Source organism: Candidatus Erwinia dacicola, from assembly GCF_001756855.1.
Taxonomy (GTDB): Bacteria; Pseudomonadota; Gammaproteobacteria; order Enterobacterales; family Enterobacteriaceae; genus Erwinia; species Erwinia dacicola.
This window is the reverse complement of record NZ_MAYS01000134.1, coordinates 1-11,984: the sequence shown is the minus strand read 5'-3', so window position 1 is coordinate 11,984 and position 11,984 is coordinate 1. Positions and strand designations below refer to the sequence as shown.

Annotated in this window: 13 protein-coding genes and 1 pseudogene; all 14 read left to right on the top strand. The window is 48.6% G+C overall.

All coding sequences use genetic code 11. From position 1 onward, the window contains the following. On the top strand, nt 1–430 hold a 430-nt coding region (locus tag BBW68_RS18710), incomplete at its 5' end, for a hypothetical protein (protein WP_186821269.1). 19 nt (nt 431–449) lie between these two features. Then, entirely contained in the window at nt 450–1,532 is a 1,083-nt protein-coding gene (locus tag BBW68_RS04140; protein WP_186821268.1) for a P2 family phage major capsid protein, read from the top strand. Between the two features lie 194 nt (nt 1,533–1,726). Next, nucleotides 1,727–2,950 (top strand): tyrosine-type recombinase/integrase, encoded by a 1,224-nt coding sequence (locus BBW68_RS04135; protein ID WP_070134125.1) that lies wholly within the window; start codon nt 1,727–1,729, stop codon nt 2,948–2,950. A gap of 11 nt (nt 2,951–2,961) precedes the next feature. Then, nucleotides 2,962–4,041, top strand: coding sequence for a hypothetical protein (locus BBW68_RS04130; protein WP_070134122.1), 1,080 nt, complete (start codon nt 2,962–2,964; stop codon nt 4,039–4,041). 123 nt (nt 4,042–4,164) lie between these two features. After that, nucleotides 4,165–4,482 carry a helix-turn-helix transcriptional regulator gene (locus tag BBW68_RS15710; protein ID WP_083264793.1) on the top strand — a complete coding sequence of 106 codons (318 nt, stop codon included), beginning with the start codon at nt 4,165–4,167 and terminating at the stop codon, nt 4,480–4,482. Nucleotides 4,483–4,601: 119 nt separating this feature from the next. Then, entirely contained in the window at nt 4,602–5,159 is a 558-nt protein-coding gene (locus BBW68_RS15705) for a host cell division inhibitor Icd-like protein (RefSeq protein ID WP_186821267.1), read from the top strand. Then, nucleotides 5,152–5,343: a hypothetical protein gene (locus BBW68_RS04125; protein WP_070134121.1), complete on the top strand. Its 192-nt coding sequence runs from the start codon at nt 5,152–5,154 to the stop codon at nt 5,341–5,343. The genes BBW68_RS15705 and BBW68_RS04125 overlap by 8 nt, the downstream gene beginning before the upstream one ends. Further along, a complete protein-coding gene (locus BBW68_RS04120; protein WP_070134120.1) occupies nt 5,336–5,530 on the top strand; it encodes a hypothetical protein in 195 nt (64 codons plus the stop codon). Before BBW68_RS04125 ends, BBW68_RS04120 begins: the two co-directional genes overlap by 8 nt. Further along, on the top strand, nt 5,523–5,753 hold the full coding sequence (locus tag BBW68_RS04115) for a hypothetical protein (protein ID WP_070134119.1): 231 nt from the start codon (nt 5,523–5,525) through the stop codon (nt 5,751–5,753). Before BBW68_RS04120 ends, BBW68_RS04115 begins: the two co-directional genes overlap by 8 nt. A gap of 80 nt (nt 5,754–5,833) precedes the next feature. Then, the gene (locus BBW68_RS04110; protein WP_070134118.1) at nt 5,834–6,091 is read left to right on the top strand and encodes a derepression protein; all 258 of its coding nucleotides are present in this window, start codon (nt 5,834–5,836) and stop codon (nt 6,089–6,091) included. A 46-nt stretch (nt 6,092–6,137) separates the two neighbouring features. Further along, the gene (locus BBW68_RS04105) at nt 6,138–8,807 is read left to right on the top strand and encodes a toprim domain-containing protein (protein WP_070134117.1); all 2,670 of its coding nucleotides are present in this window, start codon (nt 6,138–6,140) and stop codon (nt 8,805–8,807) included. 15 nt (nt 8,808–8,822) lie between these two features. After that, nucleotides 8,823–9,802 (top strand): annotated as a pseudogene (locus BBW68_RS04095) (phage integrase). 1,224 nt (nt 9,803–11,026) lie between these two features. Further along, nucleotides 11,027–11,221 carry an Ogr/Delta-like zinc finger protein gene (locus tag BBW68_RS15695; protein ID WP_078003530.1) on the top strand — a complete coding sequence of 65 codons (195 nt, stop codon included), beginning with the start codon at nt 11,027–11,029 and terminating at the stop codon, nt 11,219–11,221. 476 nt (nt 11,222–11,697) lie between these two features. After that, the coding region (locus BBW68_RS04080) for a hypothetical protein (protein ID WP_148127530.1) at nt 11,698–11,984 on the top strand (287 nt) is incomplete at its 3' end.

Below are 11,984 nucleotides of genomic sequence, written 5' to 3'. Positions count from 1 at the left end.
AGTGCTTAAGCTGCGTTATGACGCGGCTGATAAGGCCAGACGCTATGATTTTGCCTGGCGTGAACTGAGTACCGCGCTCATTCAGCCGGAGTGTGAAGCCCTGCTGAACAGCCTGCGCGACTCGCTGGTGATTGTGCGCGGTCTGTTTGCGCTTTCCCCGCTCCCCGCCCATGACTTCGATAACCTGCTTGGCTCGCTGGTCAGGGATATCACCCGCGAGAATAACCTCACTCCCGCCCGTGACTATCTGGCAGCGGTAGCCGACGACAGCGAAAATGCGCTTCATCTCTGGCCGGGGTCATTCCCGGAAAACATGCGTAATATCATGCGCCGCTCTCCGTCAGGCGCACAGATGGCGATGGCACGTAATGACCCGGAGAAAATGCGTGCGCTTGCCGATGGCCGGGAACCTTGCAAGGGAATGGGCTGATATGGTGGGAGATAAAGGCATGAACAAAACAACAGGTATGCCGCAGCCGGTCATGCTGGCCGGCGAGAAACCCCGCGCAATGGCGACGGTTGTAACCCGCGTCATTGAAGCCCTGACCAACAAAGAAAGCGGCTCCATCGAGCTTACGTCAGACTTCGTGTCAATCAATCACAGTAGTACCAACCCGTCCCCGGTGCAGTCCGGGGCGCTGGCGGCGAACTACAGCGCGGAATTTCTGACCCGGATTAACGTCACCCCCGTGAAAGACGCCGAAGGGGAAAGCGTGATGGTGGGTTCAGGTGGATCGCTGGCCTATGTTAGCAATGGCAGTACGCGCCGGAATCCACAGACAGGGGCCGCACTGAAACCCCACCGCTACCAGTGCCAGAAGGTCAACTTTGACACCTGCATTTCATATGACGAACTGGATGCGTGGGCGCATCTTGAAAATTACCCGGAACTGGCTAAGGCGACGGTCGATCAACAGCGCAACCTCGATCGCCTGTTAATCGGTTTTAACGGTACGCACTACGCCTACCTGTCCAGCCCCGAAAAGTATCCGAAGCGTCAGGATTGCGGCGTGGGCTGGCTGGAAAAGTACCGCCAGGAAGCGCCGAAGAGGGTTATCAGCGGGCTTTCAGTTGCAGGACGCAACGAAGACGGGCGGATCATCTCGCACGGCGATTACGGCACCGTTGACGCCCTTGTACTGGATGGCTGGCAGTCAGCCATTACTCCGCAATACCGTATGGATCTGGTGTCGGTATGCAGCATGAATACCCTTTTCAACAAAGAGTATCCGCTTGTGAATGCCGTGGCACCCAATCAGCCAAACAAGGAAATGCTGGTCAATCAGATCCTGCTGAACAACCCAATGCTGGGCGGACTTCCCGCCGTTCCTGTGCCGCATTTCCCGGACAACGCGGTACTGGTAACGTCCCTGCGAAATCTTTCCCTGTACTTCCTGAAAGGAGGCGGCAGAACGCTGGCGAAGAATGAGCCAGAATTTAATTGTCTGGCGGTTTATGAGTCGTGGAATGAAGCCTATATGGTGGAAAGATATGAGGCCGGTTGCCTGATTGATGACATTCATTGGCAGTGATAGTTGACGCCTTAATTAACAGAGAGCTGCGAGATGCAGCTCTTTTTTTTGGCAAAAAAGGACGCTTTGGCTTGGAAGGTCTATTGGGTAGTAGGGTACAATCCGCCCCCTTTGTTTATTATGTTCCTGTGTTTTCTGGTTCGTTCACCAACTTGTATATCAATCGGTGTATCAATCAAACTAGGTTTAGGTCTATGGCGGGTACGAACAAACTAAGCGATAAGAAGCTAAAATCCCTTCTGGGGGTTGAACGCCCATCGCCGATCATGCTTGCTGATGGTGAGGGGTTAAGTGTCAGGGCTTCTAAACTTGGTCAATTAAGCTGGGTTTATTCTTACAGGCTTGGTGGGCGGGGTAGCCGTCTGGAGCGAATGACATTAGGTCGCTATCCCGATATGTCTTTGAAAATGGGGAGAGATAAACGAGAGCAATGCCGTCAGTGGCTTGCCGGAGGTTTTGATCCAAAAACTGAGCTTGAGTTGAGCACAGAAGAAACATTGAAGCCGGTAACGGTGCAAGATGCCCTGGAATATTGGTTAGTGAATTACGCCCGGCGCAAACGCAGTGATGAAGAACTCATAAGGGCACAACTCCGTAAGCAAATTTATCCCCGTCTTGGGCGTTACCCTCTGGCTCGGTGTGAAACTCGTCATTGGGTTGGGTGTTTCGATGAAATTAATGAAAAACAACCCAAAACGGCCGGGAGAATGTTCCAGATTTCAAAACAGGCGCTGCGCTTCTGTAAAGTTCGTCGCTATGCATCCAGCGATGCGCTGGCTATTCTTACGATTCAGGATGTGGGTGAGCCATCAGGCAGGCGTGACAGGGTTCTTACAGATTCCGAACTGGCGGATTTATGGCGTTTTACTTATAACAACCGCCAGCGAGATTATTATCCGCGCTTATTAAAGATTCTTATTTTATTTAGTGCCCGAACAATGGAAGCCAGATTATCAAACTGGAGTGAGTGGGATTTTTCATCATGGATTTGGACTGTGCCGAAAGAGCACAGTAAAACCCGTGAAAAAATAGTCAGATCAATTCCTGAATGTATTCGTCCGTGGCTTACAGAGTTGAAGCGTGAGACAGGTAAAACAGGGTATTTATTGGGATGCGCACGAACCCGCCAGTCGGTATCTCTGAAAGGCCGGAGACTTTATAAAGAATTTCATCATAATGAACCGTGGACATTACACGATATACGTAGAACGTTTTCTACTGGATTAAATAATTTAGGTGTGGCCCCACATATTGTAGAGCTATTGCTAGGTCATGCTTTGCCCGGAGTTATGGCTGTATACAATAAGAGTCTTTATCTTCCTGAAAAGCTGAATGCATTAAATATTTGGTATGAGAGGCTAGAAATTATTTCTGGCAATCTTGATAACGTTGCCTTACTTAACTCTGGTAACAAATAATAGGAGGAATTATGTCACTGCCTTTGAGAGAATATTATACCATCGAGAGAGCGTCAGAGCTTTTAGGGTGTACTTTTGATGATTTAGTACATTGGGCTATGATAGGCTGCATTCGATTGAATATAAAATTAGATCAAGCTGTTGGTATTTTATTGGGTGTTGATATTGATGACTCTTTATGCGGTATTGATTTTGATGTGATATTCAAAGGCCCCGAATTTCAAGCGCGATTGGATGATATTGAAAAGAGATATGTTGAATACTCTTCTGAAGATAATGCTGATAGCTCAGATGATGGCTATCAGATTTATTTTGATGAGAAAGTCGCAGTTATACATAAAGGTTTGAAGTATATTTACGCTAATGGTGGGGATAATTTGATTTTATCAGATCTTCACTTATCAAGGTTTTTCTCTTATTTGAATTATATGAATGATAGAATTGTTAGTGAGGATTTCTGTCATATAATGCAATCGGATTATTTTGGTTCGAGTGATTTCGACAATGATTTTTTTGCCAAGAATAATTTAGTGAAAATTGATAATGCGACCTATGTCAGAGGTTCAGGCTTTTTTGCATTGGATGTTGAGTTTTTTAATAATTTTAAACTAGATCCTAAATTTTTTTCATGTAATGGTGAGGATTACTACAACATAGTTACAATGCCTGAAAGCAACTTATCATTATCACTTCTTACAAAAGAAGATATTGAGTTTTCATTGAATGATTTGTTCATTTTTAAAAATGATTTCTTGGCGATTCGAAAGTCAATGCAAGATGGTGTAGAAATGCATAAGAAGTACGCAAGGTATTTATCTTCAAATATGCATTTGTGGATGAAGAATGTAAATTATAGCGGGGGAGGGTTCAATCAAAGTAAAAACCTTACCGTTAAAGAAAGAATATCTTCTCCTTTAAGGAATGTGCTTAGGCTACTCATTGTAAAACATTATCCGGAATACATAAATAAACCCAGCAAACTTGCTGAAATTCTTTCCGCCGAAGCGAGGCAAACACAAGAATTCCATAATCATAAATTTGATGGTGAAACGGTTGCAAGGTGGCTGGGGTTAAGGAATGGTTCTCGATAAACCGACAGGTTAGTATAAGACTCAATAAGCTAAAGCTCCGGCGTAATAAGCCCTCTCTTACTTGCCCACTCAGCGGTAACAACGAAAAATAGCCTCCGAAATCTCTAGGACGTAGGAGGACACATGTTACAACGCGAATTCACCCCACCAACCCCCGAACAACGCCGAGCAATTCTTGCTGAGTATGGCTTTGAGTGCGAGCAGAGGATTAGGGAGGATAAATGCAAGGAAATGACCACTCTTTCACGCTCCAGGCGTTGGGAGCTAGAGCAGCAAGGGGCTTTTCCAGGGCGGCAGCACTTAGGGCGAAACTCTTGTACCTGGCTGTTAAGTGATGTGCTTTGGTGGGTTAGAAACCCGCCAGCAATCAATAACGTAAACAACCCTTATCAGCGAACAAAAGAAAAACAAAAGAGGTTAGCCGCTGGTTCTGCTGCATGAAAGCATCAAACGCTCAATAAAAAAGCCCATCTGCGAGAACAGACGGGCCAGCAACCACATGGATTAAGTACTAAACCGAGGTCATTATGACCTACGCAAAAAATAATAGGAAATACCGTTTGACAACTGCGCCCGATGGATCGCAGAATCCAGACGTTGCCACTCACTTGGCAACCGGGCGTAGGAACCCGTGTAATATCTCGGCGACGACAGACGCGCCATGCGTCTTTTTTTACGTCGCAACCAACGCCACAGAGCGCCAGATTATGGCGTGGTGCGTTCATTCCGGGCACGTTATCGCAGGGCATGAACAGGTAACGCATCACTCCACCATGTCAATGGTAGCTCAGGCGGGGCAGCTTTCGGGCTGGCCGGTTTCCGAGATAGCCGGTATTCCTACCCCCGTCTGGGCTATCGCCATTAGTGAGCATAGGAACTCCGGCGATAGCAATGTTTGCTATATCTCGGAGGTTGCTATTATGGCTACTACACCGGTTCACTCACATCCTCAGTTTGTCTGGCTTTTTCTCGCTGTACGCCGTTCTGACGTGTTGGCTAGACCCCACCGCGAGGAAGTCACCGCCCCTGATTTCATGAGCGCACGACGCACCATAGCGCGTGATTTTGTTGCCTCCTTTGCTGGCCGTCTGCCTGTTCGTGAGGTGGCTCATGTTTAAACTGCTTATCACCCTGATTAATCACGAAGCTGGTGACCGGCGAGAACTGGTTCACAATGGCCGCTATAAAACCCGCGAAGCTGCATTGAATGACGCGCAGAAAATGGCGTATATCCATAAGAATGCCACCGGCACCGTAACGCATGAATGTATTGTGAAAATTGCGGAGGCCGGAAATGTATAAACTTTTCATTACCTGCAATAACGTTATTACGGGCGAAACTTTAACTTATGAGAGCGCACGGGGATATAAATCAGCCGGAAAGGCGATGAAGGAAACCCGGAAGATAGTTGAAGATATTACCTGTCATGGGGAATATGCCGATGATAACGAGTACACCGTAACGGTAAGGAAGGTGAAACGTGGCTGATATCTTCCGTGGTAAAGTAACCCGTAATAAAACGTTTGTGGTTTCCGGTTATGCGGTGACGCGTAAAGGTTATACGCGCAGCGCACAGGTGACGGTTGAGGCGCTTAATCGCGATGATGCAATAATCCGGGCTACGGCTCAGTTACGCTGGGAAGGATTAACGCATTTTAAAGCGTTAAAGGTGCTGGAAATAACCACGGCTTATAGCAGTAAGCTGCACTGATAAACCGTATTTAATCTTAGTCAGTTTAAACCGAAATAATTTTCGGGGGATGCCTTCATCCGTCGAAAGAGGATTGCGCCATGAAAACAAGTAATAATGTTCAGAATATTAATCCGTCTCACCTCAGCATTGAGAGTTATCACAAACTGAATCGCGCGAAGAATGTCGCATTCCAGATGCATTTACATATTCGCCAGTGTGAAGCTAACGCGATGCCACTCTTATGGATACCGGATATTTTAAGCTATATCAGCGAGGATGTTTCGGACGTTTTACAGGAGGTGAAGGATATGGGGATATGTCACAGCTTTATGAATGTAAGCGCGTCACAAAAATAAACAATTAAACAAAAGCGCCGTAGCGAGCGGCGCTTAAGGATTTTATATGCACAGAAAAGATTTTCGCCCGGACATTATACAACGGCTTATCCGTGATTACCATTTCAAAGAAGAGAATGGCTATCTGCGCTATGGGGTATGCCCAGAATGCAGTAACAAGGAATTGTTTACCAGTATTGAAAACCCCTGGGTAATTAGATGTGGCCGGGAAAATAATTGCGGGGCCAGCCTGCATGTTAAAGAGATTTATTCGGATCTGTTCTGCTCATGGTCAGATCGCTACGAGAGTTCGCCGGAAAACCCAGCCGCCGCAGCGGATGCATATTTACGCGAAGCCAGAGGACTTGATACAGAATTAATGCGCGGGTGGTACACACAGGAAAGCTGGCATAAAAGCGGCGCAGGAAGTGCCACTGTTCGCTTTTCGCTGGGTGCGGGGGCGTGGTGGGAGCGCATCATAGACCGGCCGGAGCGCTTTGACCGTAAGGCTAATTTCCATGGTGGCTACGCTGGCATGTGGTGGATGCCCCCGTCACTTGATTTGACTGATATAAAGCAGCTATGGATCACGGAAGGTATTTTTGATGCCGTGAGCCTTTATCAGAATGATACTCCGGCCGTTTCTATTATGACTGCTGGTAACTACCCGGAAGCTGCGCTTAAAGCGCTTGCTGAACTATACCAGGGCAAAGAAAAGCCGTTTCTCGTCTGGGCGCTCGATAACGGTAAAGCAGGGGAGTCTGCTATACGCCGACATGTGGCCCGGAGTCGTGAACAAGGCTGGAAAGCCGTTGCCGCACTTCCGGCGCAAGGCAGCAGTAAAGCCGACTGGAACGATCATCACCTGACCGGCAAGTTAACAAAACGCCACCAGAAAGTATATCGCTATTACGGTGATCTACTTCTGGCCGAGAGCGCCAGGGATAAGGCGCTTCGCATGTTTGAACATAATGAACGCCCTGAATTTCACTTTGAATACGGGAACAGCGTGTACTGGTTTAAGCTGGATATTGAGCGCCATATGAGAGCGGTAGAGCGCATTATGGGGGAACGTAATATTCATGATGAGCGTGAGGCCCGGAGTGTTGCACTCAAGGAGTCTGGCGCAATTAAGGAGATTGCTAACTGCAATCCGACACCGCTGTATTTTATGCGTTCAGAAGTGACTGACGAGTCCTGGTACTATTTCCGTATTGCCTTCCCCGGAAATACGCCCGCAGTGAAAGACTCCTTTACCGCAGCGCAGATTTCTTCGGCCTCTGAATTTAAAAAATGTCTTCTCCATGTGGCAAAAGGCGCTCTTTATACCGGAACCAGCCAGCAGCTTGACGGCCTGATTAAAAAGGATCTGCCAAGGATTAAAGAGGTAAAAACACAGGATTTTATTGGATATAACAGGGACTGGAAGGCATGGATATTTAATACGCAGGCGATACATAACGGCAAAGTTTATTCGCTGAACAGTGAGGATTACTTTGAGATCAGCGGGATGAATATCAAGACTCTGAGCCGCTCTCCGGTAATCAATATTAACCCGGATGAAAATTCCCTTTCATTCGGCTGGGTTGATGATATCTGGACGGCCTTTGGTGAAAATGGCTATATCGCGCTGGCATTCTGGCTGGGAACATTCTTCGCTGAACAGATACGTGAACAGCAGGCCAGCTTTCCCTTTCTGGAAATTATCGGTGAGCCGGGAACAGGAAAATCAACGCTTATTGATTTTCTCTGGCGGCTCTGTGGCCGGGACAGTTACGAAGGTATTGACCCCTCAAAAGGTTCCGTTGCTGGCATTTATCGCAATTTTGCTCAGGTGGCAAACCTGCCTGTCGTGTTGCTTGAAGGCGATCGCGCTCAGGACACAAAGAAGCTGCGGGGATTTGATTTCGATGAACTGAAACCACTATATAACGGGCGAGGCTTGCGGGTGCTGGGTGTTAAGGCCAATAACAACGAAACCAGAGATCCACCATTCAGGGGGAGTATTGTCATTGCGCAAAACGCCACTGTTAACGCCTCCCCAGCGGTACTGGAGCGCATTATTCATATTTTTACGGATAAACGGTGCCAGTCTTCACTGACCAGAGCGGCGGCTGAGCGCCTTGAGCGCCTGCCAGTTGATCAGGCATCTGGCTTCATGATCCGGGCGGTATGCCGGGAAGGTGAGATACTGTCTGTTGTGCAGGAAGTCTTTGAGGCCGAAAAAATCAGACTGGAACAGCACCCTGATATTCGTCATATCCGTATCGCCAAAAACCATGTCCAGATGATTGGTTGTGTGAGGGCGCTGGCCTGCGTTCTGGATATCCCGGCAGAGCGTCTCGATCGCACCTGCGAACAGCTTACCGTGATGGCCGTGGAACGGGTTAAATCCCTGGAAGCCGACATTCCCGTTGTCCGCGAGTTCTGGGATGCCTTTGATTATCTTAATAGCCTGGAGCGTTTTGGCGTCAATCATTTTGGGAAAGATAATCGCGACGAGATCGCCATTAACTTCCCTCACCTGATGCGTGTGGCTGCTATGCAGCGTGTCAATATCCCTCCGGCGAAAGAGATCCAGGATTACCTGAAAAGCGGGCGTATGCGGCCATGTACAGGCCAGAAGACGGTAAGGAGTAAGGTTTCCGAGCTGGCAAATCAGGGGCGTGGCGAAGCTGGCCCGAAAGAGCCTGAGCAGGTGAAATGCTGGATTTTCAAAGTGCCGGGCGCTCAGTAGCAGAGGGACAGTAATATGACCATAAAAAAACGGACTGACGGGCATTATGAAGTCGATATCTATGCCAGAGGACGCAGCGGTAAGCGCTTTCGCAGGATATTTGACAGGAAACAGGAGGCTGTGCTCTTTGAGCGCTATGTCATGGCGAATGCCGAAAAAAAGAGTGGCTGGGCGCGAGTGTTGATCGCCGAACCTTAAGCGAGTTGTTAAACACCTGGTGCCTGCCGTACGGTCAGACGCAGGAAAACGGCGAAACAGAAAAGCGGCACCTGAATAAGACGATCAGGGCGCTGGGGGATCCGGCTGTTAATCGGTTGAGCAAACGCACGATTGCACAGCACCGTAGCCAGCGGCTTGAAGATGGGATAAGCGCAGCCACGATCAACCGCGATATATACCGGCTTTCCGGCATGTTCAGCACTTTGATCAAAATGGAAGAGTTCAGTAAGGAAAACCCCTGCAAGGGGCTTGAACCACTGAAAGAAACACCCCCAGCCATGACCTATCTAACCAAATCAGAGATCGGCAGATTGCTGGAAACGTTGACCGGCGACGATCGGCGCGTAGCACTGTTGTGCCTCAGTACAGGCGCACGCTGGGGCGAAGGCAGCACGCTACGGGGTGAGCAGGTTAATCACGGGCGCGTGACGTTCCTCAAGACCAAAAACGGGAAACGGAGAATAGTGCCGATATCGGAAGAACTGGAGAGTGAGATCAAGACCAGTGACACCGGGCCGCTGTTCCGGGTTGATTATGAAAACTTCTGTGAACGGCTCAGAGAGGTTAAGCCCGATTTACCACGCGGGCAGGCCACGCATGTGCTCCGGCATACGTTCGCAAGCTGGTTCATGATGAACGGGGGCAATATTATCGCCTTACAACAAATTCTTGGCCACGCCAGTATCCAGCAGACAATGGTTTATGCGCATGTAGCGCCTGACTATCTGCAACATGCCGTCTTGCTTAATCCTTTCTCAGGCGGTATCAGCCTCTGAATGACCGGCCGATTGGCCGGTTTACCCCTTTCCTCCGCAGCGTAGAAGTATTGCCCCATTTTCAGGCTGTTTTGTATTTGCCCTCAGCTGGCACTGTCGTTTCTGACTTTCCTGCAGCACGGTTAAAAATGACTGTACTCGATGTATGGCCGGCACCGCCATAAATGGCAATATTTGCCGGAGTGGGGCTATCACTGGACAACTGGCGAAATGACCAAACTTTTAACAGAAAAGAATCCTTTAATTAAAGAATGGTGGATTTTCCAGAATTTGAGGGGGGGTATCGGAAACGGGTTACAAAAGTTACAAAGTAAAGATAAAGAACTATTATATTGAATTATATATCATTTTATCTAAATCCAAAAAGTTACAACCGGGTTACGATCGGGTTACTCTGTAACCTTATCTCAGGTTACAATTTTAAATCTTAACTGTCTGATTTTATTGGGTGTAACTTTTATGGGACTTTTTGTAACCTCTCAAGGGTTACAAAATTAATTGATTAAAATCATATGATTAAGTGATTTTCTTTGTGGCTGTAACCGTTGTAACTCGCTTCCGTGACTTCCCCTGGTTTTTGAGAAAAAAAGCTCTTTTCCTGTTAATGTTTTATTAACAACCACGGATGAAAATTCTTTATGGGTGGTGGCCTTCTGCGTCACTCATAGGTGTTTATTTCAGCCTGTATTACAGCCTCCGCGACGGGTGCAATTTTGTGGCTTTTTAGCCTGATTCTCCCGGTTTCTGGCACTGCACAATAGTGCACAAATTTGCACAATTTTTTTGATGGTGTTTATGCCCTTTCCGCCCGCCGCTGGCGCTTGCTGAGGCCGGATCGCCAGATGCACGAAAAATGAGGTGAATGTCGCGCGCAGGTGACGGGGGAACAGCCCACGCGACGGGGCGCGAGACGGTGAGCCAGTAATATTTTGCAGTCAGAATCATTGTCCGTATTGTGGGGCGCATTTCAGAACGCGAATCATGCCCGGCCTCGTAATTGAGGCTGCGCCCCTCACAGTGGCTTACACGCGTTGAATGAAGATGAAATTATTTTTCCACGGACTGCCCGCAGGCTGGAGGAACCTCCCTGCACGGGGCGTGTGGGCTGGTGAATAATTTTGAATGGATTGCTGCAAAGATTTTTATTGCAGGCCGGATGTTGTTGTCATGCCCTGCCTGAATCATAATATCGGCGAGTTCAACTCCCACAGGGGAGCTATCATCATGTTTCGTTGTCCCTTCTGCGGCGCTATGGCCCGCACCCGTACCAGTCGCCGCCTGAGCGATCATACCATACGCCAGTATCATCAGTGCCAGAATCTGGAATGCAGTGAGAGCTTTACCACCCTGAACGCCTTTGAACGCCGGGTCAGTAGTCGTGACGCACCGGCGACGCTTCCGCCTGCGGCGGGAGATTGAAGCGTCAATGTGTGCCGTTCCCCCGCCCGTTACGGGCGGGGTGTTATCCTTCCCTCGCATTACCTGCCAGCACGTCACTTATCAGGGTATCCAGACTCTGATAACGGCCAGCACTGCTGTTTAACGCCTGCTCCATGCCCTGCCGGGCCAGTCTTATCACACACCCTGAATAGCTGAGCGAATGCTGTTCGCACAGTCTGCGGATTTGTTCGTCCAGTTCGTGGGGGACTCTGACTGTACGAAGAATTGATTTGCCATTTCTTATCGGGCTATACACTGATATTTATCCTCTCCACTTATCTGAACTCATTATTCGGAGAATTATTGGTACTGTAATACAGTTTTTGGTGTCCCCTTCCACTGACAACTAAAGCAGCGCGACATCCTTTCTGATTCTGGTGAACCATAAAGGCCATACCGGCAGGCAGAGTGCGTGCCGTGGTAACTGTATTACATCAGGAATCAGGACTATGAAAATGACACCCGAACTTACCAGACTGGCAGAGAACGCCGCGACAGTGCGCCTCGAATTTGATGAGGCATACGGCCTGCTGAAAGCGAAACAGGCCACCGTGCAAAACCTGCTGGATACCCGTCAAAAGCTGGAGGAAGAAGCGGGCAGGCAGTCTGACGGATGGGAGCAGAGTCTGCTGGCGTCCGGTGGCGTTGAAAGTGAAGACTCAGACAAAGCCACGCTGCTTGCCAGCCTGGCAAAAGAGAAGCTGGGGCGTATCTCCCCGCTGATTGATGCGGCCCGCGTGGA